This is a genomic window from bacterium (genome assembly GCA_024742285.1).
Taxonomy (GTDB): Bacteria; Myxococcota_A; UBA9160; order UBA9160; family UBA4427; genus UBA4427.
This window is the reverse complement of the sequence record JANSYR010000010.1, coordinates 1-25708: the sequence shown is the minus strand read 5'-3', so window position 1 is coordinate 25708 and position 25708 is coordinate 1. Positions and strand designations below refer to the sequence as shown.

At 69.1% G+C, this 25708-nt stretch carries 22 protein-coding genes; 12 read left to right on the top strand and 10 right to left on the bottom strand.

Annotated elements, in window-relative coordinates; all coding sequences use genetic code 11:
- Window positions 1-12 precede the first annotated feature (12 nt).
- On the bottom strand, window positions 13-849 hold the full coding sequence (locus NXI30_17900; GenBank protein ID MCR9096102.1) for an SDR family oxidoreductase: 837 nt from the start codon (window positions 847-849) through the stop codon (window positions 13-15).
- Window positions 850-1041: 192 nt separating this feature from the next.
- Between NXI30_17900 and NXI30_17895 the strand changes: the two genes are divergently transcribed.
- The 3 genes from NXI30_17895 to NXI30_17885 all read left to right on the top strand — a co-directional run bounded on the left by NXI30_17895 (window position 1042) and on the right by NXI30_17885 (window position 3683).
- Window positions 1042-1896 (top strand): SDR family NAD(P)-dependent oxidoreductase, encoded by an 855-nt coding sequence (locus tag NXI30_17895; protein ID MCR9096101.1) that lies wholly within the window; start codon window positions 1042-1044, stop codon window positions 1894-1896.
- 89 nt (window positions 1897-1985) lie between these two features.
- A complete protein-coding gene (locus NXI30_17890) occupies window positions 1986-2366 on the top strand; it encodes a hypothetical protein (GenBank protein ID MCR9096100.1) in 381 nt (126 codons plus the stop codon).
- A 75-nt stretch (window positions 2367-2441) separates the two neighbouring features.
- The gene (locus NXI30_17885) at window positions 2442-3683 is read left to right on the top strand and encodes a putative sulfate exporter family transporter (GenBank protein MCR9096099.1); all 1242 of its coding nucleotides are present in this window, start codon (window positions 2442-2444) and stop codon (window positions 3681-3683) included.
- A gap of 136 nt (window positions 3684-3819) precedes the next feature.
- Here NXI30_17885 and NXI30_17880 read toward each other — a convergent pair whose 3' ends face one another.
- The 9 genes from NXI30_17880 to NXI30_17840 all read right to left on the bottom strand — a co-directional run bounded on the left by NXI30_17880 (window position 3820) and on the right by NXI30_17840 (window position 16413).
- Window positions 3820-5301: a DEAD/DEAH box helicase gene (locus NXI30_17880; GenBank protein MCR9096098.1), complete on the bottom strand. Its 1482-nt coding sequence runs from the start codon at window positions 5299-5301 to the stop codon at window positions 3820-3822.
- Between the two features lie 343 nt (window positions 5302-5644).
- Complete coding sequence (locus NXI30_17875) at window positions 5645-6118, bottom strand: hemerythrin domain-containing protein (protein MCR9096097.1); 474 nt, start codon at window positions 6116-6118, stop codon at window positions 5645-5647.
- A 60-nt stretch (window positions 6119-6178) separates the two neighbouring features.
- Entirely contained in the window at window positions 6179-7339 is a 1161-nt protein-coding gene (locus NXI30_17870) for a universal stress protein (GenBank protein ID MCR9096096.1), read from the bottom strand.
- 249 nt (window positions 7340-7588) lie between these two features.
- A complete protein-coding gene (locus NXI30_17865; GenBank protein MCR9096095.1) occupies window positions 7589-8686 on the bottom strand; it encodes a PAS domain S-box protein in 1098 nt (365 codons plus the stop codon).
- An 84-nt stretch (window positions 8687-8770) separates the two neighbouring features.
- Window positions 8771-10162 (bottom strand): sigma-54 dependent transcriptional regulator, encoded by a 1392-nt coding sequence (locus tag NXI30_17860; GenBank protein MCR9096094.1) that lies wholly within the window; start codon window positions 10160-10162, stop codon window positions 8771-8773.
- A gap of 280 nt (window positions 10163-10442) precedes the next feature.
- Entirely contained in the window at window positions 10443-11699 is a 1257-nt protein-coding gene (locus NXI30_17855; GenBank protein MCR9096093.1) for a cytochrome P450, read from the bottom strand.
- Between the two features lie 146 nt (window positions 11700-11845).
- Window positions 11846-13849, bottom strand: coding sequence for a DUF3604 domain-containing protein (locus tag NXI30_17850; protein MCR9096092.1), 2004 nt, complete (start codon window positions 13847-13849; stop codon window positions 11846-11848).
- 162 nt (window positions 13850-14011) lie between these two features.
- Entirely contained in the window at window positions 14012-15541 is a 1530-nt protein-coding gene (locus tag NXI30_17845; GenBank protein ID MCR9096091.1) for a BCCT family transporter, read from the bottom strand.
- A 35-nt stretch (window positions 15542-15576) separates the two neighbouring features.
- Window positions 15577-16413 carry a TIGR03619 family F420-dependent LLM class oxidoreductase gene (locus NXI30_17840; GenBank protein MCR9096090.1) on the bottom strand — a complete coding sequence of 279 codons (837 nt, stop codon included), beginning with the start codon at window positions 16411-16413 and terminating at the stop codon, window positions 15577-15579.
- 205 nt (window positions 16414-16618) lie between these two features.
- Between NXI30_17840 and NXI30_17835 the strand changes: the two genes are divergently transcribed.
- The 9 genes from NXI30_17835 to NXI30_17795 form a co-directional block, all read left to right on the top strand.
- A complete protein-coding gene (locus tag NXI30_17835; protein MCR9096089.1) occupies window positions 16619-18442 on the top strand; it encodes an NAD(P)/FAD-dependent oxidoreductase in 1824 nt (607 codons plus the stop codon).
- A gap of 37 nt (window positions 18443-18479) precedes the next feature.
- The gene (locus NXI30_17830; GenBank protein ID MCR9096088.1) at window positions 18480-18908 is read left to right on the top strand and encodes a nuclear transport factor 2 family protein; all 429 of its coding nucleotides are present in this window, start codon (window positions 18480-18482) and stop codon (window positions 18906-18908) included.
- Window positions 18905-20326, top strand: a complete 1422-nt coding sequence (locus tag NXI30_17825) for a VCBS repeat-containing protein (GenBank protein ID MCR9096087.1) — start codon at window positions 18905-18907, stop codon at window positions 20324-20326. Before NXI30_17830 ends, NXI30_17825 begins: the two co-directional genes overlap by 4 nt.
- 43 nt (window positions 20327-20369) lie before the next feature.
- Window positions 20370-22520 (top strand): PQQ-dependent dehydrogenase, methanol/ethanol family, encoded by a 2151-nt coding sequence (locus NXI30_17820; protein ID MCR9096086.1) that lies wholly within the window; start codon window positions 20370-20372, stop codon window positions 22518-22520.
- Window positions 22517-23287: a CoA pyrophosphatase gene (locus NXI30_17815; GenBank protein MCR9096085.1), complete on the top strand. Its 771-nt coding sequence runs from the start codon at window positions 22517-22519 to the stop codon at window positions 23285-23287. The genes NXI30_17820 and NXI30_17815 overlap by 4 nt, the downstream gene beginning before the upstream one ends.
- Window positions 23288-23318: 31 nt before the next feature.
- Complete coding sequence (locus NXI30_17810) at window positions 23319-23528, top strand: hypothetical protein (GenBank protein MCR9096084.1); 210 nt, start codon at window positions 23319-23321, stop codon at window positions 23526-23528.
- Between the two features lie 197 nt (window positions 23529-23725).
- On the top strand, window positions 23726-24160 hold the full coding sequence (locus NXI30_17805; GenBank protein ID MCR9096083.1) for an NfeD family protein: 435 nt from the start codon (window positions 23726-23728) through the stop codon (window positions 24158-24160).
- Window positions 24161-24244: 84 nt separating this feature from the next.
- On the top strand, window positions 24245-25222 hold the full coding sequence (locus tag NXI30_17800; protein ID MCR9096082.1) for a paraslipin: 978 nt from the start codon (window positions 24245-24247) through the stop codon (window positions 25220-25222).
- A gap of 38 nt (window positions 25223-25260) precedes the next feature.
- Window positions 25261-25708, top strand: a 448-nt coding sequence (locus NXI30_17795) for a hypothetical protein (GenBank protein ID MCR9096081.1), incomplete at its 3' end; no start/stop codon positions are given.

Sequence of the window (25708 nt, the reverse complement as noted above, 5' to 3'; positions counted from 1 at the left end):
CTCTTCGCTCGGCTAGAGCATGTATCCGTCGCCGGAGGCGCGGACGGTCACGTCGCTGATCGACACGCCCCAGGGCTGGTCGATCGCGTAGACGATCTGATCGGCGAGCAGCTCCGGCGCCAGGGCGAAGTACTCGATCGCTTCGGGATCCGTGAGGTCCGTCGGCGGATCCTCGCCGAAGACCTGCCCCATCTTCGCCATGAATGCCTCGGCCCCGGCGCCCAGGATGCCCGAGAAGGCCGCCGGGTTGATCATGCCGGCGCCCAGATTCGTTCCCGGAACCCCGGTCGGACGGATCGTCGTGACCTTGATGCGGCCCTGGGACTCCTGCCGCAGCGCCTCGGAGAGGAATCGCACGGCCGCCTTCGTCGCGCCGTAGACCGCTGCTCCAGGGACCGGACCGTTGCCGTAGATCGACGACACGTTCACGACGTGCCCCCTGCCCTGCCGGGTCATCGCGTCGTGCACCGCGCAGATCCCGTTCAGCACGCCCTTCAGGTTGATGTCGATGCAACGATCCCAGGCCGCCGCCGCCTCGGCGTGATCCGTGAAGAACGCGAGCGGCATGACGCCGGCGTTGTTCAGCATGACGTCGATCGCCCCGAAGCGATCGAGGGCGGCGGCCGCGAGGGCCGCCATCGCCGCCCGATCCGTCACGTCCGCGACGACGCCGATCGCCTCCCCTCCTGCGGCCTCGACGCTCGCGACGGTCTCGTCGAGACCGGACCGGTCGACGTCGGAGGCCACGATCTTCGCGCCGCGCGCCGCGGTCTTCTGGGCGACGAGGCGGCCGAAGCCCCCGCCGGCGCCGGTGATCACGATGACGCGGCCTTCGAGATGATTCGCCATGAACGGGGAGACTCCGGATCGATCGGTCGCGGGCATCGCGGCCTGAGCCGGGACGATAGGACGGTCGAGGACTTCGCGACCGGAGCGGGAACGATAGAACGGTCGCGGGCATCGCGGCCGGGGCTCGAACGATAGAACGGTCACGGGCGCGTGGTAGCGTCGAGGTGAATCCATTCGCGAGGGAGTCGGGCGATGGGGGCAGGACAGAAGTCGGTCGTGATCACCGGGTGCTCCGTGGGCGCTGGCCGCGCGGCGGCCTTCCGGATGGCCCGCGCCGGTTGGCAGGTCTTCGCGGCGGTGCGCAAGCCGGAGGACGCCGCCGCCCTCGAGAAGGAAGCACCGGGCTCGCTCCGCGCCATCCTCTGCGACGTCCGCGAGCGCGATCAGGTCTTCGAGATGGCCCACGCAGTCCGAGCCGCCGTCGGCGAGGCCGGCCTCGACGGCCTCGTCTGCAACGCGGGCGTCGGCGCGAGCGGTCCGATCGAGTTCCTCGACCGGGACGAAATGGCGATTCCGGTCGAGGTCAATCTCTACGGGAGCATCCACTGTGCGCAGGCCTTCCTGCCGCTGCTCCGGAAGGCGAAGGGACGGATCGTCAACGTCACGTCGGGATCGGTCCTCTTCACGATGCCCCTGATGAGCACCTACCCCGCGTCGAAGATCGGGCTCGAGCTCCTGTCGCGGCAGCTCCAGGCGGAGGTCGCGCAGTTCGGCATCCACGTCTGCGTCCTCGACCCCGGCCACATCAAGACGCGCATGACCCAGACCGCCGGCGACGCGAGCGCGAAGGCCCGCACCAAGCTCCCCGCGGAGGCGGAGGCCCTCTACGGCGACATGCTCGACCGCATGTCGAGGCTCTCCGAGGACATGGAGGGCTCGGGCAAGGAGCCCGAGGAAGTCGCGGAGACCTACTACCGGGCGCTGACCGAGCCCCGTCCGCGTGATTTCTACACGGTCGGTCGGGACGCGAAGGGCCTGCGGATCGCTTCCCGACTCCTGCCGATGTGGGTCCGGAAGCGACTGGCCGACCGGATCATGCGGGGCTGACCCGCCCGTCGAGACCGGCGCCGACGCAGGTGCCATCGTCGGGCCCGACGCCTAGACTGCGCCGAATCGATTCGACGGGGAGGCGCACGATGGCGTTTCGGATTCTCGGTGGCCTGCTCGGGGCCTTCTTCTTCCTCCAGGGCCTCGGATGGATCATCGACGCGAAGGGCGCCGCGGAGGGGCTCGGGATGCCGCTCCTCGACGGTATGGCCCGCAGCACGCAGGTCGGTGACCTCACGGGGTTCTTTCTCTGCCTGGGCGGCTTCGGGCTCTGGGGCGCCTATCGCCAGGCGCCGACCTGGATCCGTGCGGCGGGCCTGCTCCTCTTCGGGGCGGCGTTCGGCCGGACCCTCGCCGCCGTGGTGTCCGGCGCCGACTTCGCGACGCAGTTCATCGCGATCGAAGTCGTGACGGGGAGCCTCTTCTTCCTCGCAGCGGCGAAGGTCGGCACGCCGGCCCCGTCGGAGTAGCGCGACCGACGCAGGCGGCGATCGACTATCGTATGCGCCGCGCGCGCAGGTAGAGGCCACGCGGAGAGGAGCCGCTTGGATCAGGTCCGTCCGAATCGATCCGCCGGTGATCCGTACTCGAATCCCGACCTCGTCCAGTACCTCGACTCGATGGAGGGCCTGCCGGACGTCCTCGGTCCGGGCGAAACCGAGGCCGAGCGGGAGCGCTGGGCGCCCTGGCAGCACTCGGGCAACGCGCTCTTCGCGCGCTTCGGCGAGATCCTTCCGGGCGTGGCCCTGGCGCTGGCGATCGCCGCCGTCGGCGGCGTGGTGTCGGACGCGTTCTCCGCGGCGCTCGGCTTCTCCGGCGCGCCGCTGAGCCCGATCCTGGTCGCGATCCTGCTCGGCCTCGCGATCCGCAACGGGGTCGGCCTGCCCGCGATCTTCGAATCGGGGCTGAGCCTGGCGCTCAAGCGCCTGCTCCGGATCGGCGTGGCGCTCCTCGGGATCCGCCTGAGCCTCGCCGCCGCCGGATCGATCGGGCTCGTCGCACTTCCGATCGTGATCGGATGCATCGCGACGGCGCTGCTCTTCGTGACCCGGATCGGTCGCGCGATCGATCTGCCGCCGCGACTCGCGACCCTGATCGCGGTCGGAACCGCGATCTGCGGCAACTCGGCGATCGTCGCCCTCGCACCGACGATCGAAGCGACCGACGACGAGGTCAGCTATGCGGTGGGGTGCGTGACGCTCTTCGGCCTCGTCGCGCTGATCCTCCACCCCTTCCTGGGCCACGCGCTCTTCGACGGGGACCCGACGCTCGTGGGACTCTTTCTCGGGACGGCGATCCACGACACCGCTCAGGTCGCGGGCGCCGGCCTCGTGTACGCGGAGCAGTTCGGCGCGCCGGACGCGCTCGACGCCGCCACGGTCACCAAGCTCCAGCGCAACATGTTCATGGTCGCGGTGATCCCGGCCATGGCGTTCGCGACGCGTCGGCGGCGCCCGGACACCTCGCTCGGCGAACAGCTGAAGGCGGCGATCCCGCTCTTCGTGTTCGGGTTCATCGCGATGAGCCTGCTCCGCACCCTCGGCGACGCCGGGGCGGAGCCCTTCTGGGGCCTCTTGACGAGCGCGTCCTGGGACGCCCTGATCGGCTGGACGACCGATCTCGCGAAGCTCCTGCTGACCGTCGCGATGGCTTCGGTCGGACTCGGCACGAGCTTCGCGCGACTCCGCGGCCTCGGCCTCCGGCCCCTGGCCGTGGGCCTGGTCGCGGCCGCGCTGGTCGGCGCGATGAGCTTCGTGCTCGTCTCGCTGATCGGCCCGTACGCCTAGCGCACCGGTCGAGCCTGTTTCACGCGGTCAGGCCTGTCTCCCGCGGTCAGGCCTGTTTCACGCGGTCAGGCCCGGGCCCACGCCGCGACGCGTGCCGATCCGGGGGACCGGCGCACGTCGCGCGTGAGGGAAGCGCTCAGGGCGCGGTGGGTCGGGCGTTCGGGCGTCCGCCGCGGCGGCGACGACCGCCGGCCTTCGGAGCGCCTTCGCGACCCGATCGCGCCTCGCTCTTGCCGGCGCCCCTGCGCGAGCGGTTCTTCGAAGCACCGCCCCGTCCGGAGCGACCGCCTTCCTTCGCACTCGCATTCGCGCCGGCGCGCTGTCCGTCCCGCGAGCCGGAATCCGCCCCGGGACGATTGCTGCGACGCCCCGCGCCGCCATGGCCGCCGTTCCGGGACCGCGAACCGCGACCCGCGCCGCCTCGCCCGTGGCCGCGACGTCCGGGGCTCTCGAGGGCCTCCTTCGAGACCTCGACCTCCGGCGTCTCGAAGCGGATGAGCTTCTCGCCGAGCATGCGTTCGGTGTCGCGGACCCAGCCGCGGTCCTCGCGCGTCACGAACGTGATCGCGCGACCGGAGGCCCCGGCCCGGCCGGTGCGGCCGATCCGGTGGGTGTAGGTCTCGGGCGTGTCCGGCGGATCGAAGTTCACGACGTAGTCGATGCCCGCGACGTCGATGCCCCGGGCCGCGATGTCCGTCGCGACGAGGATGTCGAAGCGCCCTTCCCGGAAGCCGCCCATCGCCTTCTGGCGCTGGCCCTGGGACATGTTGCCCTGGAGCGCGACGGCCCGGCGGCCCTGGCGGTCGAGCTTGTCGGCGAGGCGCTTGGCGCGGTGCTTCGTTCGCGTGAAGACGATCGCCGAGCCGCAGTCCTCGAAGGAGAGCAAGGCGTCGAGCAGCCCCTGCTTGCGCGTCGAATCCGTCTCGAAGAGACCGTGCTCGATCGCCTCTGCCGGCGCGCTCGGCGCCAGCTCGACGACGTGCGGATCGTCCAACAGATCGTTGGCGAGCTTGCGGACCTCTCGCGGCATCGTCGCCGAGAAGAGGAGGTTCTGCCGATCGTCGGGCAACGACTTCAGGATCCGACGCAGGTCCGGGAGGAAGCCCATGTCGAACATGTGATCGGCCTCGTCGAGCACGAGGGTGTCGATCCCGCGTACGTCGAGCTCGCGCTGCTGGATCAGGTCGAGCACGCGACCGGGGCAGCCGACGACGATCTCGGGATCGCGCCGGAGGGCGCGGAGCTGCTTGCCGATCGGCACGCCGCCGATCAGCGTCGTCGCCTGGACCTTCGCGAAGCGCGCGAGTTCCTCGATCTCCGCGTGGATCTGGATCGCGAGCTCACGGGTCGGGGCGAGGATCATCACGAGGGGGCCACGGCCGGGCTCCTCGATCAGTCGCTGGAGGATGGGAAGGGCGAACGCGGCGGTCTTGCCGGTGCCCGTCTGGGCGAGTCCCATGACGTCGCGGCCATCGAGACAGGCGGGAATGGTCTCCCGCTGGATCGGGCGGGGCGCCTCGAAGCCGGCGCGGGAGAGTCCCTTCTCGAGGGACGGGTGGAAGGAGAACTGGCCGAAGTCGTCGGCCGCGGAATCGGGTTGCGCGAGTGCGCTGGACAAAATGATACTCCGTCGTGGACGCCGCCCCCTTGGCGCGCGCGCACGACTCTTCTCGAACTCGATCCCCGACAACAGTGCAGGGATGGATGGGAGAAAAGGTCCGGTGTGATCTACCGACTAGGAGGGGCTCGCGTGTCGAATCGACGAATCCGCCGCAATGCGGACGGAGCGCGAACTGAGGTAGATCCTGCTGTTCACCGGTGGGGTCGGCGATCCTGTCCTCGAAGATTCGAGTCGTCGCCGCCCGGGCGGGGTTTCCCGCCGCCGCAGTATGTAGCTCTCCCTCGATCGGCCGTCCACTCACCGATCTTTAGCCGGCAAGTCCGGCCGGGCGAGCGCGCAGTCAGGAGGTCGGGTCGACCGCGACCATCGGCCCTTCGCCCACCCGCGCCATGAGCTCCTCTTCGCTCGCTTCGTGGCGGTCGAGGCGCCGGGCGAAGGCCTCGAGGGCGAACCGGGCGCCGGATCGGTCGCCCTTCCCCAGCTGCGCCTTGATGCCCTCGACCTCCTCCCGGAGCCGGTCGTGCTCGCGGATGAGCGTCGTGAGTCGTTCCCCGAGATCCGGTCGCAGGCCATGGAGGCGCGGGAAGGTCACGTCTTCCTCGAGGCTCATGTGTGCTTCGAGCGCGGTCTCGTAGAGCCGGAAGTCCTCGAGCGCCGCGGCGATGCCTTCCTTGTCGAGGGCGCTCTTCTGGAGGGTGTCGTAGACGTCGTGCGCGAACTCGTCCAGCCGCGCGTGCTGCCCCTCGATCCGACGTTCGTGGGATCGCATCCGAAGCCGCTCGCCGGCATCCCCGAGATTCGTGTCCGTCCCCATCGTCGATCCTCCTCGAACGTCGGGCGAGATGCCCTGGTCGTCTCTTCCCGCATTCCCGCCTCAGATGCCCGCGGCCGTGATCGACATCGCGAGGATGACGCCCAGCACGCCGGCCATCACGAGCGCGAAGAGTCGGTTCGCGAGATCCGCGGCTTCGAGAGGAACCCAGGTATCCTCGGCCTCGTGGGAAGCGCCCGCGGAGATCGGCACTTCTCCCACACCCCAGGCAGCAGTCACGGTCTCGACCCGCGCCGCGGTCCCCGAGACGGGCTCGACGGCTTCCGCCCAGGCCATCTCGACCTGGAGCGAGGGCTTCGGCGCCTCGGCCTCGACCGGCCGCTCGTGACCGGCGTCGACCAGCACATCGCAGGGCGCCTGGGACAGGACACGCTGCGCGACGCTTCCGAGCAGGAAGCGCTGGAGTCCGGAGTAGCCGCGCGTCCCGACGGCGACGACGTCGACGTTGGTCGCCTCGGCACGGCGGAGGATCTCTTCGGCGGGGACGCCGTAGACGATCTTCGACTTCGCGTGGACGCCCATGCCCCGCAATCGCCGGAGGACGCCCTCCATCCGCGACTCGGCGGCCTCGAGCATCTCTCCCTCGAAGTCGCTCGAGCCGGTCACCGCGTAGGGCGCCAGCAGGACCGAGGTCTCGCGAATCACGTGGAACACTTCGACCTCGGCGCCGAAGCGGCGGGCCCAGTCGGCGACGCCGGGCTCGAGGCCCCGCGCCTGATCGGAGAAGTCCGTCGCGAGCAGGACCGATCGCACGGGCGGTCCGTCGTCGGCGACCGCGGGCTCGCCCCGAACGACGAGGACCGGCTTCGCCGCCCACCGGACGACCCGCGCTGCGACGCTCCCCAGCAGGAAGCGGTCGATCCCCCGTCGGCCATGGGAGCCCATGACGATCAGGGAGACGTCCTCGTCCTCGGCGGCATCGCGAATGGCGCGCGCGGGGTCCGCCTCCTCGAAGGCCGTCGAGAGACCGCCCCGGCCGTCGTCGTAGGTTCCGGCGAACGCCGCCAGGCGCAGCTTGGCGTCGCGTCGCAGCTCCTCGGTGAGCTTCTCTGCCAGACGGGCGTCGAGGCCGTCGTTCGGCGGAGGGCAGGCGTGGAGGAGCCTCATGCGGGCACCGGTGGCGCGCGCGATGGCCCGCGCGCGGAGCACGGCCGCACGCGATGCCTCGGAAAAATCGACGGGGACCAGGATCGTTCTCGCCATGCTCGCCTCCCGGACCGCGTTGCACGACCGGCGGTCCTGCCCCACGCAACGCAAGTGGCGTGCCGGACGGCGGCAGCGTCTACCGCGCCTCAGGGAGCCCCACGGGCGCGATCGGGACATCCCGCCACATCTCGGTGACGAGTCGCCTCGGGGTGCGCGAATCCGCTCACAGGGCCGTGCGTCAGCCTTCGCGGAGCCTCAGCCCTGACAGAGCCTCAGCCCTGATGGAGCCTCAGCCCCGACAGAGCCTCAGCCCTGACGATGAAGGACCTCGGCCTGATCACGCGGCGGGAAGCGCAGGAGGAAGCGCGTGCCCTGCCCGACCTCGCTCTCGACGCCGATCGTTCCATGGTGGGCGAGCACGATCGAGCGGCAGACGACGAGGCCCAGTCCGGTCCCTTCCCCGCGCCCCTTCGTCGTCTGGAAGGGTTCGAAGACCCGGTCGAGCATCCCTTCCTCGATCCCCTCCCCGGTGTCGCGGAGCGCGATCTCGATCCAGCCGTCCTCGCCGGTCGCGACCGACACCGAGAGCTTGCCGCCGCCGGACATCGCGTCCGCGGCGTTCACGATCAGATTCAGGAAGGTCTGCTCGAGCCGATCCTTGTCGCCGAGGATCTCGCCGCGGTCCGGGTAGCTGCGTTCGACGTCGACGCCCCGGGACCGGAGCTTCTCCCGGAAGAAGTCGAGAGCGTGATCCATCACGTCGGCGGCCAGGATCGGAGCTCGGATCATCTCGTGCGGACGCGCGATGTTGAGGAGGGTCTCGATCAGGTTCGTCACGCGCCGCACCTGCTCCGAGATGATCTCCGCGCGACGACGATCCTTCTCGTTGGACAGCGAGTCCTTGAGCATGTCCGCGTAGCCGAGGATCACGTTCATCGGCGTGCCGATGTCGTGGGCGATCCCGGCGGTGAGGAGCGAGAGCGAGGCGAGCTGCTCGGCGGAGCGTGCGCGCTCCTCCGCGAGGTGGAGCGCGGACAGGTCGCGGACGATCCCGGTGAAGACGCGCGCGTCCCGATGCCGGCCCTCGCTGACGGCAAGGTAGAGCGGAAACTCGGTGCCGTCCTTGTGGAGACCCGAAACCTCGCGCCCTCGGCCGATGATCTGCGCTTCGCCCGTCTCGATGTACCGAGCGACGTAGGTCCCGTGCTCCTCGCGATGGGGCGACGGCATGAGCATCGTCACCGGCGAGCCGATCATCTCTTCCCGGTCGTAGCCGAAGATGTGGACGGCGGCCTGGTTCACCGACTCGATCGTGCCGGCCTCGTCCATCGAGATGATGCCGTCGACGGCGGACTCGAGGATCGACTCCAGGCGATCGGCAGTTTCGCGGGCTTCTCTGTCCATCACGTCGAAACGCTAGGCACGATCCGAGGGATGTACAGTGCGGACGGCGAAATACCGCCCGACCCCGGACGAGGGGGCGACGATTCAGCTCGCCTGGCGCTCCGGGGAGGCGTCCTGCCCTCGCGCCCGCCGCTCCTCGCGGCGATAGAGCGTTCGCCGATTGACTCCGAGCACCCGGGCCGCCTCGCTCTTTCGCCCGTCCGTCGCCTCGAGCACGGCCTCCACGTAGAGGTCGCCGAGCTCGGACAGGGAGAGCCTGCGCTGCTGCGCGAGCTGGGTGATCGCTTCCTCGAGACTGCCGTCGCCCTGGACCGGGTCGTCGGGAATCAGGATGTCGCTCGCGTGGATCTCGTTCCCATCGGCCAGGGCGAGACTCCGCTCCAGGCAGTTCTGGAGCTCGCGGGCGTTTCCCGGCCACGGCGAACGGCAGAGCTTGCGCATCGCGTTCTCCGACAGCGTGCACGGCGCTCCCTCCGACAATCGCGCCACGAAGGCCTGCGCGAGCGGCGGGATGTCCTCGGGGCGCTCGCGAAGCGGCGGGATGTGGATCGGGATCACGTTCAGCCGGTAGAAGAGGTCTTCGCGGAAGAGCCCCTCCGCGATGTCCGCACGCAGGTCGCGATTCGTCGCGGACACGAGCCGGACGTCGACCTTGATGGACTGGGTCCCGCCGACGGGGCGGATCTCCTGGTCCTGGATCACGCGCAGGAGCTTGCCCTGGAGCGTCGGCGACATGTCCCCGATCTCGTCGAGGAAGAGCGTGCCCCCGTTGGCGGCTTCGAAGAGCCCCTTCTTGTTCGAGTTCGCGCCCGTGAACGCGCCGCGCACGTGGCCGAAGAGTTCGCTCTCGAGGAGCCCTTCCGGCATGGCCGTGCAGTTGATCGGAACGAAGGGGCCCTCCGCGCGAGCGCCCGACATGTGGACCGTGCGCGCGACCACCTCCTTGCCCGTTCCACTCTCGCCCGTGATCAGGACGTTGCTGCGATTGCTCGCGATCTTGCGGATCAGCGCGTAGATCTCGTTCATCGCCAGACTCTTCCCGACCAGATCCCCGAACGATGCGGTCCGCTCCGCCGCGGCGCGCAGTCGCTTGTTCTCGTCGACGAGCGCGCGATTCTCGAGGGCGCGTTCGAGGGTCAGCAGCAGGCGCTCCGCCTGGAAGGGCTTGGTGACGAAGTCGTGTGCGCCCAGCCGCATCGCCTCGACCGCCGTGTCGACCGAGCCGAAGCTGGTCATCAGCACGACCGGGGTCGACGGGTGACGTTCGCGCAACGCGCCGAGCAACCCGAGCCCGTCCATCCCCGGCATCTGCAGGTCCGTCACGACGCAGCCGAAATCGGGCTCGGACGCGGCCCGCTCGAGCGCCTCCTCGGCGGACGCCGCCACGACCACGGGGTGGCCGTGGCTGGAGAGCATCTCTTCGACCATCTCGCGCATGACGGGGTCGTCGTCTACCACCAGGACTTTTCGAATCACGCCCACTCCCCTTCGCGCTGCCGGGCGCACCGCACTGCCCACCTACGAGCGACAAATGCAGACGAATGCAGGTGGCGTGCCCACTATGCTGCTCCTGAGGCCACTCTCCCCCTCGGTTTCGTGCCATTTTGACACAGAACGAGGCGAATTGGCGCGATTCCGAGGGCCATGCGACGCGGAGCTGGATGAGGACCTCGCGCCGCCCTGACGGCGTGGAGCCGGCGAACGAGCGCGAGACCGACGCGTTTCGCGCGACCGGGCGGGCGCGCTCCCACCGGGTCTAGGCCGCGTGCGGTCGCAGCCGATAGCGGATCGGCAGGTGCTTGAGTCCGGGAACGAGGTTGGAGGCGGTGCGCTCCGCCTCCCCGACCTGCTCGACGTGCTCCACCCGCGAGACGAACTCGCGGAACATCGACTGCTGGGTCTTCCGCGCGAGGTGCGCGCCGAGGCAGAAGTGCTCCCCGATCCCGAAGGCGAGATGCGGATTCGGATGGCGGTCGATCCGGAACGTGTTCGGCGCCTCGAAGACGTCCTCGTCCCGGTTCGCCGAGGCGTAGTACATGATCAGCCGGTCGCCGGCTCTCATCTGCCGCCCGCCGATCTCGATGTCCTCGGCGACGGTCCGGGCCATCGTGTTGACCGGCGTCACGTAGCGCAGAATCTCCTCGACCCCGGACTTCGTGTAGGCGGCCGGGTCCGACTTCCACTTTGCCAGCTGATCCGGATGGTCGAGCAGCGCCTTCATCCCGCCGGTCAGTCCGCCGCGGGTCGTCTCGTGACCGGCGATGAACATCACCAGGCAGTAGCCCATCGTGTCGATCTCGTTCATCGGCTCGCCGTCGACCCGCGCGTTCGCGAAGAGCGACACGAGGTCGTCCTGCGGCGTCTTGCGCCGGTCTTCCAGGATCTCGTGGAAGTACGCGCCGAAGTCCATCGCGGCGGCCATGACCGATTCCCGCGCGGTCATGCCCGGTCGCTGGAACTCGGGATCGTCGCGGCCGAAGATCTCGTTGGTCGTCTTCAGGACGAAGGGCTCGTCTTCTTCTGGCGCGCCGAGGATCCTGCAGATGACCGCGAGCGGGTGGAGCGAGGCGACGTCGGTGACCCAGTCGGCCTCCCCCTCCTCTCCGAGCGCGTCGACGAGTCGGACGGCGACCTGTTCGATCATCGCGTCCCAACGGCCGAGACTGCGCGGCGTGAAGAAGCGGCTCGCGACGGCGCGGTACTTCCGATGGTCCGGGTTGTCCATCTCGATGATGGTCCGCATCTTCATTCCGGCCTCGTCGCGGTCGAGACCCTCGAGACGATCGAAGCTGATCCCATCCTTGTTGAGGAAGGACTGCGGGTTCTTCGAGATCTGCACGATGTCCGCGTAGCGCGTCACGGCCCAGAAAGGCGGCCAGCCCTCGGGCTCGAAGCGCTCGATCGGCGCGGTCTGGCGAAGCTTCGCCCACTCGACGTGCGGGTAGCCGCGTTCGGCATAGCTGTCGGGCTCGACCAGGTGAAGCGATTCGATGAGTTCGGCAGCAGCGGCCATCGGGCGGTCTCCTCGAGGAAGGCAGGGCGAGCGATTCGCGCGAACCCCGGGCACCGGCCCGCAACGCGCGTACTTCGCACTCTAGTGCAGCGCCCCATGACGCGGAACGCCCGCCCCGACGCGCTTCGCAGACGGGGCGCGTTGGTTCACCCGGCCTCGGGCGTGTACCAGATGGGCGAGGTCCAGGCCCGCTCCTGCTGGACGTCTTGCATCAGGTCGTCGTCGCAGCCGGCGGGCCGATCGTCCTCGGGCAGACCGAGGCATTGCCAGGCGTGATACCGGCAGCTCGGGTTCTCGACCACGCGCGCGTAGTAGACGGCCCGGCGCGCGGGGTCGAAGTCCGGGTCGCGCCATACGCCACAGAGCGCGTCGTGACCGGGCCCGCGCGGCGCACAGGTGGCCGGATCGACGTCGGCGTCATTGGGACCCCCCGCAACGTCGACCACCTGCTCGTGAACGAGGCCCTCGTCGTCGACCCAGCCCTTCACGACCTGGAGCCGCTGCAGGAGCCCGCCCGGCGCACCGGCGGTCCCGGGATCGCGGCTGGCCGTGACCACGAAGGTCGGACCGCCGTCGTCGACCCGCGGCGGCAGATCGCCGCCCATGGGTACGGCCAGCACGCCGCGAGCGAGCACTTCGCCGACGACGTCGGCGCGCCGGCACAGGCCCGCCTGCAACCCCCACCCGCCATAGAAGCGCGGCTCGATCCGCGGCCCGCTGGTCCCGAAGACCTCCTTGCGTTGCATCGCATCGAAGATCGCGTCGCGGGCGTTCTCCTCGGCCCAGACGCCGATCAACCCGCCCGGCCCGTTCGCGTAGTTGCCCATGCCGCCGTCGCCTGGTCGCAGACGCGCCTCGGGCGTCCCGTCGGCGATCCCGAGGTGGCCGGGCCAGCTGCGCTCCTCGACGCCGCCCGGCATCGCGTTGTGGGTGTCCGTGCTCGCCATCAGGCCGAACTTGAACGGATTGACCCCGATCCGCGCTTCCTCCGCGAGCCCGTCGGCGAGCGCATATCGAACGTAGCTCCGGCGGGAGAGACAGTTCGGACCGAGATGGGGAATCGAATCCTGCAGGAAGCCGTCGTAGCACTCGCGCGGCGGCTCGTCGCCATTGCGGTAGCGGAACGCGCTGTTCTCGAACTTCTCGAAGTCACAGAGCGCATCGTCCACGCCGATCACGCCGGGCAGGCCTCGCCGACATTCGGAGTCGCCCTTGTGCTGCATGATCTCGACGATCGGCTCGACCTTGATCCGGAGCCGAGCGCGGGCCGCCTCCTCCTCGATGGAGTGTGCACCCGGGTAATCGATGTTGAACATCCGACCGTTGCTGATGTTCGAGTTGTGCGGAATGGCGATCGCCTCGCAGCCGGTCGCGGATTCGTTGCACCGGGCGTCGAGGAGCGACCAGAGCTCCCATTCGCGCTGGACGTCCATGTAGCTGATCGGGCGCTTCGGGACGGCGCTCCCCCGGAAGATCACGTTGCGGTGGAGGTTCGAGCCGAGCCGGAAGGAGCTGTATTCGTAGGCGATGAACGTCGTCCGCTCGCAGGCGGAGCTCGTATCGTTCCACTGCTCCGCGGCGGCGACCGTCTCGGCCCAGCCCTTCTCGAGCGCCTCCGCACATCGCGCTCCGTCCTCGCCGCAGATTTCCTCTTCCCGCGATGGGAGCGGGTGCATGATCTTGAAGCCGAGGGGGGAGTCGGTCGGCGCGGTCGCGTCCCGGATCGACTTGCACATTTCGGTGTAGTAGGCGGGAGAGATCTCGTCGGTACACAGGAGCTGCTCGCCGAAGAACTCGGCGTGGTCGGTCACCGCCGCGAAGTCGAGCGGTCGATCGATCCGAACGATCCGCGTCCCCATTCCGTTCTCGTCGTTCGGCGGGAGCTTGGTCTCGCCGCCGAAGGCGTAGCGATAGGCGCCATCCGGCCGGACCTGGAGATCGTAGTTCCAGGCATCCGACGAGAGCATCGTATGGACGTGGAGATCGCCCCAGAGCGCGAGCTTCCGCTCGTCGCGGTGGGCGCAGGCCTCCCGGGTCGGCGCCTCCACCCCCTCCGGCACGGCGAAGCGCTCGGGGGCCGGAGCCTCGCTTCCGCAGGCGGACACGCTGGCCGCCAGGAATCCGAGTCCAATCGCCTTCAGTCGATTCACGCCCTTCCCTCCGCGGCCCGGCCCGGACCGAACGCCTCGCGACGCGCGGCGGAGCGTAGGCGAACCCCGATCCGGCACAAATGATCGCGAGGGTCTCGCAGACGCCCGAGCCCCCACGCGGGCGATCCGCGTCGAGCGCCTCGACGAAGCGATGCCCTGCGATCAGACGCGACCGCGCAGGACCCTCAGGAGAAGCAGCCCCGCCGCGCCGAGCTGCACGAGGGCCAGCGGGAGACCGATCACGATCGACGCCGCCTGCAGCGCCGTGAGTCCACCGACGACCAGCAGGATCGCGGCGACCGCCGCCACGGCGAGGCCCCAGAAGACCTTGGCCGCCGGCACGCCCGCCGTCCCCATCAGCTCGCACAGGACCAACGTCGCGGAGTCGAGACTCGTGATCAGCCACGTGAAGAGCAGGAAGGCCGCGACGGCGACGAGCGCAGTCGCCCAAGGGCCCGACGCGAGCTGCTCGATCACCGCGACGAGACCGAGGGCGTAGTCGATCTCGACGGCTCGGGAGATCGCGCCCGAGGCAGCGCGATCCTCGAGCAGCGCCGTGCCCCCGAAGAGCCCCATCCAGACGAGCGTGGCCGCGGTGGGCAGCAGAGTGACGCCCACGACCAGCTCGCGAATCGTCCGGCCGCGAGAGATCCGGACGATGAAGAGCGAGACGAAGGGCGTCCATGCGAGCCACCAGGCCCAGTAGAAGATCGTCCAGTCCGCCTGCCAGGCGCGATCCGCCGTCGACTCACCGACGAAGAGGCCGAGTGCGGGCGCCGTCGACGCATAGTCGACGAAGCTCGAACCGATCAACGCCAGCACGTCCGCGGTCGGCCCGAGCAGCAGGAAGCCGAACATCAATCCGAGACTCACCCACGCATTCAGCGTCGAGAGCCAGCGGATCCCGCGTGCGACCCCCGAGAGCGCCGATGCGATTCCGAGTCCGGCGACGACGGCGATGATCCCGACCTGGACACGGACGTCGAGAGGCGCTTCCGCGCCGCCGCCGAAGAGTCCCGCCAGGGTGGCGTTCATGCTGCTCGCCGAGAGGCCGATCGACGTCGCGACGCCGCACACGGTGCCGAAGATCGCGAGCAGGTCGAGCGCCGAGCCCGAAGCCCCTCGCGCACCGACGCCGTTCCGGGTCGCCCCCAGGATCTCGCGGAACCGGAGCGCGGCGCCATCGCGGTGGACCGGAATCGCGATCGCGAGGGCGGCCAGAACGTAGAATCCCCACCCGTGAAGCCCCCAGTGGAACATCGTGACCCGGAGGCCGACACGCGCTGCCTCGTCGCCAGAAGCGCCGTCCTCGAGGAACGGATTCGCCGCCGCGTGCAGGAGGGGCTCCGCCGTCGCCCAGTAGAGGAGGCCCGAGGCGAGGCCGGCGGAGAAGAGCATCGCGAGCCAGGCCCCGGTCCCGAACTCGGGCCCCTCGTCGTCGGGGCTCAGGCGAAGACGACCGACCGGATGGAGGGCGATGATCGCGAGCACGACGAGCGAGACGTTCGCCGAGACGACGAAGAGCACGTCGGCGCCGGAGATCACGGCGTCCCGCGCCGCCAGGAGCACGGACCGTGCCCGATCGAGGAACACGAGGGCGACCACGACGACCAGAGAGATCCCGGCGACCGCGCTCCGGGCCGTCGCGTTCGGCAGGCCGATTCGCGACAGGAACTCGTCGGCGTCGGGCATGGATCGAACCTAGCAGCCTCGCGCCTTCGCGCAGATCACCGCCCCGAGAGCATCGCCTCGGCGAATCGATCGATCTCGTCGCGCATCGCGGTCACGTCGGCGGTGCCCAGGCCGACGACGAGCTCGCTCACCCCCGCTTCGGCGTATTCGGCGACGGTCCCTGGGTGGACCCGACTCATGTCGACGCGCACCGAGACCCGTTCGGCGACCTCCGGGCGCCCGGCGGACGCAGCCTCCTCGCGCAGGAAGTCCATGCGGTTCCGCACGCCCTCGGGCGAGAGCATCAGCGGATGCCAACCGTCTCCCCGTTGCGCGACGCGACGCATCGAAGCCCGCTTGTTCCCACCCACGAGGATCCGCGGTCGTGGTCGTTGCAGGGGCTTCGGCGAGGAGATCACGTCCTCGAAGGAGAAGTGCTCGCCCGCGAAGCTCGCCTCGTCCCGGGTCCAGAGGAGATCCATCACGTCGAGGAACTCGTCCGCGAAGCGCCCCCGCCCCTTGTACGGGACGCCCATCGCTTCGTTCTCGTCGGGCAGGCTCCCGACGCCGACCCCGACCACCAGTCGACCGCCCGAGAGGTGGTCGAGGGTCGCGAGCTCGCGCGCCAGCACCATCGGATGGAGATAGGGGAGCACGAGCACGCTCGTCCCGAGCCGCGCGTGATCGGTCCTGGACGCGAGCCACGTCAGCAGGACGAGGGCGTCATGGTAGGGACGCGTGCCGAGACGCTCGCGGACGTAGCCCGCGTTGATCACATGGTGGTTCACCCAGAGCGAATCGAAGCCCGCGATCTCGGCGTGGACGCCGATCGAGACCACGTCGTAGGGATCCTCGACACCGACGTGGTTCGGCAGGACGAACCCGAACTCCATGCCCCTCCCCTCCCCTCGCCGATCGCGGCGGCTCGGGGCGAGGATACCGGGCTTTCCGAGCCTTCGACGCGGCGACGCCGACGAACCCCGGAGTCTCGGAAAAGCCCCGAACGATGGGTTACACCCTGACGAGCGCCGAACGGCACACGCCCCGCGTGCGGTCCGCCCGAGTCTCTGCCGGCGGGACCGCGAGAGAGACGATCCGATGAGCTCCGCCGAGAACCTGACCAGTCTGCCCGAGGACTTCGATGCCGACGCGATGCGCGAGCGCTACCTGAAGGAGCGCGACAAGCGGATCCGGGCCGAAGGCAACGAGCAGTACGTGAACGTCGAGGGCCGCTTCGCCCGCTACCTCGACGACCCCTACGTCGGCGAAGCGACGCCGCGTGAGCCGTGCATGGACGAGTGCGAAGTGGTCGTGATCGGCGGGGGCTTCGGCGGCCTTCAGACCAGCGCCCGCCTCGTCCAGTCGGGGATCGAGGACGTGCGGATCATCGAGGCGGGCGGCGACTTCGGCGGGACCTGGTACTGGAACCGCTATCCCGGCGCCCAGTGCGACATCGAGTCCTACATCTACCTGCCGCTCCTCGAGGAGCTCGACTACCTGCCGCGCGAGAAGTACTCGTTCGCGAAGGAGATCCTCGCCCACGCGGGCGCGATCGGGCGCCACTTCGGGCTCTACGAGAAGACGTTCTTCCAGACGAAGGTCGAGGCGCTGCGATGGGACGACGAGGCGCAGCGCTGGATCGTCTCGACGAGCCGGGGCGACCGTCTGCGCGCGCGCTTCGTGACGATGTCGACCGGCCCGCTCAATCGGCCGAAGCTCCCGGGCATCCCCGGGCTCGAGGACTTCGAAGGGCACACGTTCCACACGAGTCGCTGGGACTACGACTACAGCGGAGGGACCGCGGAGGGAAACCTCGAGGGCCTCGCCGACAAGCGCGTCGCGATCGTCGGGACGGGTGCGACCGCGATCCAGTGCGTCCCGCACGTGGGAGCCGCGGCCCAGCAGCTCTACGTCTTCCAGCGAACGCCCTCGACCGTCGACGTCCGCGGCAATGCGCCGACCGACGAAGCCTGGGCGAGCTCCCTCGAGGCGGGCTGGCACAAGCACCGGATGGAGAGCTTCAACAACCTCGTCACGGGCGTTCCGCAACCGGAAGACCTCGTGAACGACGGCTGGACCGACCTGATCGGCAAGACCGTGAATCTCGCCACGCGGGCGGCACAAGCCGACGGCGGCGCGAACCTCGACCTCCCTGCCCTGCTCGAGACCGCGAACTTCGAGAAGATGGAGGAGATCCGCGCCCGCGTGGACGCGTTCGTCGACGACCCCGAGACCGCGGAGAAGCTGAAGCCCTACTACAAGATGTTCTGCAAGCGGCCCTGCTTCAACGACGACTACCTGCCGACCTTCAACCGTCCGAACGTCGAACTCGTCGACACCGACGGCAAGGGCGTCGACCGGATCACCGCGAAGGGCCTCGTCGTCGACGACAAGGAATACGAGGTCGACTGCATCATCTTCGCGACCGGCTTCGAGGTCGGGACGGAGTACAGCCGTCGTGCGGGCTACGAGACCGTCGGCCGCGGAGGACGCACGCTCACCGAGCACTGGAAGGACGGCGTACGCACCTTCCATGGCATGCACGCCCACGGCTTCCCGAACTGCTTCATTCTGAGCCAGACGCAGGGCGGCTTCACGGCGAACTTCCCCCACATGCTGGAAGAGCTCTCCACCCACGTGACGCAGCTGATCGAGCACGCCCGCTCGAACGGACATTCGACGATCGAGGCGACGCCCGCGGCCGAAGCGGCCTGGGTCGGTGAGATCATCGAGAAGTCGATGAGCGGCGTCGGCGTGATCGGGAGCCCCGACTGCACGCCGGGCTACTACAACAACGAAGGCCACGACAACCCGCTGGCCCAGCAGAACTCGCCCTACGGCGGGGGCTCGATCCAGTTCTTCGAGAAGCTCGCGAAGTGGCGGGAGAACGGCGGGTTCGAAGGTCTGGTGTTCAGCAGCTAGCCTCGCGCAATCCGAAAACCCCGAGGAGACGCCATCCATGCCTACTTTCGACCGCGCTGAAGTCGAAGCCGCCTATCACCACTTCGTGGAGGTCGGAGACTCGGGCGACTGGAACGCCTGGGCCGACCTCCACAGCGAGGACGGCGTCTGGGTCGAACGCCACCTGGGCACCTTCCAGGGGCGCGAAGCGATCCGCAAGGCGATCCTCGAGGTGATGAAGCCCGTCCCGATGATGGTCTTTCCGGTCGATTGGCACGTGATCGAGGGCAACCGCGTGGTCTACTACCCGTGGCAGGTGATGCCCGACCCGAAGGGTGGCGACGAGGTCTACCGCTTCGGCTGCGTCACGATCCTCGAGTACGCCGGGGACGGGCTCTTCTCCCGCCAGGAGGACCTCTACAACCCGCGCGAGGGACAGGACGTGATCAAGCGCTGGATGGAGGCGGGCGGGAAGCTCGCCGAGTGACCCCGCGGAGGGCAATCGCGCTCGTCCTCTTCCAGGTCGTCGTGCTCGGCTGCGCGCGTGACGAGCGCGGCGTCGGAGATCGTCTCACCGAAGCCCGCGCGGAAGACGGCCGCTTCATCTCTTGGGTCGAGCATCGGATCGACGATTCGGCCCTCGCCGAAACGCGGCTCCGCGGCGCGGACGGGCTCGCGATCGGCGACCTCGACGGAGACGGTTTCGACGACCTGGTCGTGGTCCACGAGGACAGCGACCACCTGCGCCTCTCCTTCGGCACCGGCGATCCGAACGACTGGCACTCGGTCACGCTGGCCGAAGGCGCCCTCGTGGCCGAGGTCGAGGACCCCGCCCTCGCCGACCTCGACGCGGACGGCGATCTCGACCTCGTCGTCGCCTGCGAAGACGCCCACCTCGCGTACTTCGAGAATCCCGGCGGCGCGCAGGCGCGGCGCGCTGCCGCCTGGCGATCGGTGATCCCGACCGCGACACGCGATCGCGGATCCTGGATCCGAGTGTACGCGGCGAACCTCGACGACGACCCCGAGCTCGAGGTCGTCGCGACCAACAAGTCCATCCCGATGCCCAGCGGCAAGGGCTCGATGGACGTGGCGAGCTCTCCCGTTTCGATCTTCGAGCTCGACGGCGACCCGGCCGATCCCGACGCGTGGCGGGAATCGCCCCTCGCCGAGTACGTCGTTCCGGTGAACGCGCGTCCCGTCGACCTCGACGCCGACGGCGACCTCGACGTGCTCGCGGGCTCCCGGGGCGAGTCCCGCATGGTCGTCCACGAGAACCGCGAGGACGGCTGGGTGACCTGGCCGATCGCCGTCGCGAACCCCCAACCGATCCGCTGGCTCGGCCTTCCCAAGGGCCTCTCCGGATTCGAGCTGGCCTTCGCCGACCTGAACGCCGACGGCCGACTCGACATCGCCGTCAACGACACGGTCTGGAGCATCGTCTGGCTGGAGCAACCGGAGCGACTCGACGCGCCCTGGACTGCGCATCGCATCGGCTGGGCCCTGCCCGATTCGCCCAACGCCCTCACCCTCGTGGACGTCGACGGCGACGGTCGCCTCGATCTCTTCTCCGGCGGCTACAGCGAAGACCCGCGCGAGACGGAGACCCCCGACCCGGGCTTCCTCCATCGCGGCGCCGGCATCTGGTGGTTCGAGCAACCGGCGGACGCCACCGAAGCGTGGATGCGCCACGACGTATCCCGTCGCGTGCGCGGGATGTACGACGTGTTCGTGCCCCGCGATCTCGACGGGGACGGCCTCGTCGACTTCCTGGGGACCCGCGGCAACAGCGGCGACCTCGACGGCGTGTTCTGGCTGCAGCAGCGCCGAACCGAGGCTCCCGTTGCCGTCTTCCGAAGCGCCTGGAAGACCGACAGTCGGCAGCTCCCTCCCTTCGCGCGCTAGCATCGGCCGACTTCGCGCCTCGGCGCGCCGATTGGAGAAGACCATGCCCGTGCCCGTGCTCCGTCTCGCTCTGCCCGCCCTGCTCGTTGCCGCCTGCGCGCTCGCCTGCCTCCCGGGCGGCCCGAGGGAGGAAGCCGGCCCCGCGAAGCCCAGCGCGGCGGCGGCGGTCGGGAGCGCGCGCCTCCTCGCCGCCGACAGCGAGCCCGGCAGCTGGATGAGCTACGGCCGGACCTACTCGGAACAGCGCTTCAGTCCCCTCGACACGATCGATACCCAGAACGTGTCCGACCTCGGCCTCGCCTGGTCCTTCGATCTCGAGACGGAGCGAGGAATCGAAGCGACGTCCATCGTGGTCGACGGTGTGATGTACGCGACCTCCGCCTGGTCGATCGTCCACGCGCTCGACGCGCGCACGGGCGAGAAGCTCTGGACCTACGACCCGCAGGTCGCCAAGGACAAGCAGAAGCACGCCTGCTGCGACGTGGTCAACCGCGGGGTCGCGGTCTGGGAGGGTCGCGTCTACTTCGGCGCGCTCGACGGTCGTCTGATCGCCCTCGACGCGGCAACCGGCCAGGTCGAATGGTCGGTCGCGACGGTGGACCCGGCGCTCCCCTACACCATCACCGGCGCCCCGCGCGTGATCCGCGGCAAGGTCCTGATCGGGAATGGCGGCGCCGAGTACGGCGTCCGCGGATTCATCTCCGCCTACGATGCCGCGACCGGCGAGCTGGCCTGGCGCTTCTACACGGTCCCCGGAAACCCCGCGAAGGGCTTCGAGAACGACGCGATGGAGATGGCCGCGAAGACCTGGAACGGCGAGTGGTGGGCGCTCGGGGGCGGCGGCGGAACGGTCTGGGACGCGATGGCCCACGATCCCGATCTCGACCTCCTCTACATCGGCGTCGGCAACGGCACGCCCTGGAACCAGGCGATCCGCTCTCCGGGCGGGGGCGACAACCTCTTCCTCTCGTCAATCGTCGCACTCCGGCCCGACACCGGCGAATACGTCTGGCACTACCAGACCACGCCCGGCGAGACCTGGGACTACACCGCGACCCAGCACATCATCCTCGCGGAGCTCGAGATCGACGGCCGCGACCGCAAGGTCCTGATGCAGGCGCCGAAGAACGGCTTCTTCTACGTCCTCGATCGCGAGACGGGCGAGCTCCTGTCGGCCGAGAAGTTCATGGGCGCGACCTGGGCGAGTCACGTCGACATGGAGACCGGCCGCCCCGTCGAGACCGAGAACGCGCGCTACGGCGACGGGCCCCAGCTCACCTGGCCGTCCTATCTCGGCGGTCACAACTGGCACCCCATGTCCTTCAACCCCGAGACCGGGCTCGTCTACATCCCGGTCCTCGACTTCCCGGCGAACTACGGGCATCCGGACGAGTTCGGCTTCGAGTACCGCCCCGGCGCCCCGAACCTCGGGATCGACGGCATCACGGGGTCGCTCCCCGACGACCAGGCCGAGCGCGACGCCCTCGGCGCCCTCGTGAAGGGACGGCTGCTCGCCTGGGATCCGGTCCAGCAGAAGGAAGCGTGGCGGGTCGAACACCCGGGGACCTGGAACGGAGGAACGCTCACGACCGCTGGCAATCTCGTCTTCCAGGGCACGTCGAACGGCGAGCTCGTCGCCTTCCGGGCGAACGACGGCGAACGGCTCTGGTCCTTCCCGACGCAGACCGGCGTCGTCGCGCCGGCGATGACCTACGAGCTCGACGGAGAGCAGTACGTCTCGGTCAACGTCGGCTGGGGCGGCGCCTTCGCGCTGGTCTTCGGCGAGTACGTGCGCTCGGAGAGCATGCCGAACGTGAGCCGCGTCCTGACGTTCAAGCTCGGAGCGGACGGCGCCCTGCCCGAGGTCGAGTGGCAGAAGCGCGTGGCCTTCGATCCGCCGGTGCAGACGGCCTCGCCCGAGACGATCCGCAAGGGGTACTCGATCTACCAGGACGTCTGTCTCGGCTGCCACGGCTTGAACGCGGTCTCCGGTCTCTTGATCCCGGACCTGCGCGGCTCCGCCTATCTCCACGACCAGACGGCCTTCGACAGCGTCGTGCTGGGTGGCGCGCTCCGACAGAACGGCATGGCGGCCTTCGGCGAGCAGCTCGACGCCGAGGAGAGCGCAGCGATCCGGGCCTACGTGATCCAGCAGGCCTGGCGTGGAAAGGCGCTCGCCGAAACGGCCCCATGAGCTCGACCGACCGCTCCCCCATGCCCTCGCAGGCCCGCATGTCGAACCCGACCATCGACGAGGAGCAGCGTCGCCGCTTCGACGCCGCCGAGAAGCTCCGAATCCACGAGTCTGCGCTCGTGCGGCCGGCGCTCCGTCCGACGGAGGAGAGTCTGCGCGCCCACTTCGCGGGACCGGTCGGACGGGCGGCTCGGGAGCTCGAGAACCCGCACCTCGAACCCCGGGTGAGCCTCGAGGATCGCGCGAAGGCGACCCCCGCCTCGGTCCTGCTCGCGGTCGTGTTGCGGGAAGCGGAACCCACGTTGATCGTGACTCAGCGCCATCACGGGATCTCCTTCCCGGGCCATTGGGTCTTTCCCGGCGGGCGCGCGGATCACGGCGACGCGACGCCGATCGAGACGGCGATCCGCGAAGCCGAGGAGGAGATCGGGCTCGATCCCGATCGCGTCGAGGTCCTCGGATGCCTCGGTGACTACGTGAGCCACAGCGGCTTCCGGGTCGTCCCGACGATCGCGCTGGTTCGCCCCCCGATCGATCTCCGGCCCCACCCGGGCGAGGTCGAGACGATCGCCGAAGTGCCGCTCTCCGCGCTCACCAATCCCGCCCACTACTTCCTCTTCCGCTTTGCGGACCGCCAGGACCGGGCCCACTTCGCCCTCGACTTCCCCGACGACGCCGAACGCGAGGGCCTGATGTTGACCGGGGTCACGGTCTCGATCGCCATCGGCTTCTACGGCGAGCTGCTGCGCGGTCAGGGACTCGTGTAACCCGCTCGGGACGGAAATCGTAGTCTCCCGCATGATCGATCCTCCCCGCGTGAACCCCGTCGGCGTGACCGAAATCCCCGACGGCTTCGTGCGCACGCCACGAAGGCACCCGTTCGCGGTGCGGTGCTTCGCCGCCGTCCTCGCGCTCGTGTTCGTCGCGGTCGTGCTGGGAACCGGCGCGGCAAGCCTCGCGACCTGGTGCCTGACGAGCGACGCGGGAAGCCCGTTCCCCTTCCGATAGCCCGCCCCCATTCCGCACGAGGCGGGAGCGACGGACGAGGTCCGACGGGAGGCCTGAACGAGCGCTTCTCGAGCCTGCCTTCGAGACGATCCGACGCTCGCCGCCCCAAGAGTGACCCGCCTGGTCCGAACGGAGGATCGGACGGTCGAGACGGATCTGTTATGTTCCTCGCGCGTCCCCTTCCGAGGAGTCGAGTCATGCCCTGGTGGGGCTGGATCACAGTCGGTGCGCTCCTGCTCGTCGCCGAGATCGCGATCGTCGATCTCGAGTTCTACCTCGTCTTTCTCGGCGCCTCCGCCCTTCTGACCGGACTCGTGATGCTCGGCGGGGCCACTCTCCCGATCTGGGGCCAGTGGCTCCTCTTCGCGGCGCTCGCGACGGCCTCCTTCGGTTTCTTCCGCAAGGCGCTCTACACGCGACTGCGCCCGCCGCCGGACGGAGAGATCCGCGAAGGCCTGGCCGGTGATCGCGGGGTCGCGAGCGAAGCCATCGCAGCGGGCGCTCGCGGCTCGATCATGCTGCGGGGCGCGACATGGACCGCTCGAAACGTCGGCGACGCACCGATCCAGGAAGGCGGCGCCTGCGTCGTCGAGCGGACCGAGGGCCTCGTCGTCGACGTTCGCGCCGAGTAGCCGCTCCGCTTCCGGGACTCCGAAGCCCCCGATACCCTCGAAGCCCTCGACGCACCCGCCCTCTCGAGACAGGAGACCACCGTCATGGAGCTCTTCACCATCGCCATCATCGGCGTCGTCCTCCTCGCGATCGTGGTGATCGCCAAGACCGCGACGATCGTTCCACAGCAGCACGCCTATGTGATCGAGAACCTCGGCAAGTACAGCCGGACCCTCCGGGCCGGCTTCCACATCCTCGTTCCGTTCATCGAGCGGATCGCCTACAAGCACTCCCTCAAGGAGATGGCGATCGACATCCCGGAGCAGATCTGCATCACGAAGGACAACGTGCAGGTCGGCGTCGACGGTGTGCTGTACATGCAGATCCTCGACCCCGAGCGAGCCTCCTACGGGATCCAGGACTACATCTTCGCGATCGTCCAGCTCGCCCAGACGACCCTCCGCAGCGAGATCGGCAAGATCGATCTCGACCGCACCTTCGAGGAGCGCGCCCTGATCAACGGGAACGTCGTGAGCGAAGTCGACGTCGCGAGCGATCCCTGGGGCGTGAAGGTCCTCCGCTACGAGATCCGGAACATCAATCCTCCCGCCGACGTGATCGAGGCGATGGAGAAGCAGATGCGCGCGGAGCGCGAGAAGCGCGCGGTCGTGCTCGAGTCGGAGGGCGTTCGCGACGCGGAGATCAACCGCGCCGAAGGCCAGAAACAGAAGGTGATCAAGGAGTCCGAGGCGAAGCGCGAGCAGCAGATCAACGAGGCGCAGGGCGAGGCGGCGGCGATCGAAGCCGTCGCGACCGCGACCGCGAGCGGACTGCGCGAGGTCGCCTCGGCGGTCGAGGCGCCCGGAGGCCACGAGGCGATGCAGCTCCGCGTCGCCGAGCAGTACGTCGCGCAGTTCGGCGAGCTCGCGAAGGAGGCCAACAGCCTGGTGATCCCCGCGAATCTGAGCGACATCGCCTCGATGCTCGCGATGGCGACCAAGATCGTGAAGGACGACGACGGACCGGAGCCGCCTCGAGCACCGGAGCCGATGCCCATTCGGCCCGTCGACCGCGCCGACTGAGACGTGGACCGTAGTCTGCACCCGGCACGCATCCTGCGATGTCGGTCTGCATGCCGACGCTGCACGTCCCTCGCCGCCCACCTTACTGCCCCAACCCCGACTGTGATTTCCATGCAGATCCGACCGGTTGGCGCTTTCAGAAGAAGGGCTTCTACGAACGAGAGGCCCGGCCGCGCCGGATCCAGCGGTACCGCTGTACCGACTGCGGCCGCTACTTCAGTTCACAGACATTCTCCCCGTCCTACTGGTTGAGGCGAGGCGATCTCCTCGAGGACGTGTTTCACCTCCTGGTGAGCTGTGCCGGCTTCCGCCAGATCGCCCGGGCCAAGCGCGTCTCGCACTCGACCGTTCGCCGGCTCAGCGATCGGTTGGGCCGACATTGCCTTCTGTTCCACGAGTCCATGAGACCGAGAACGTGCCCGCAAGAGCCGCTGGTCCTGGACGGCTTCCGGACTTTCGAGCACAGCCAGTACTGGCCGCTGGACC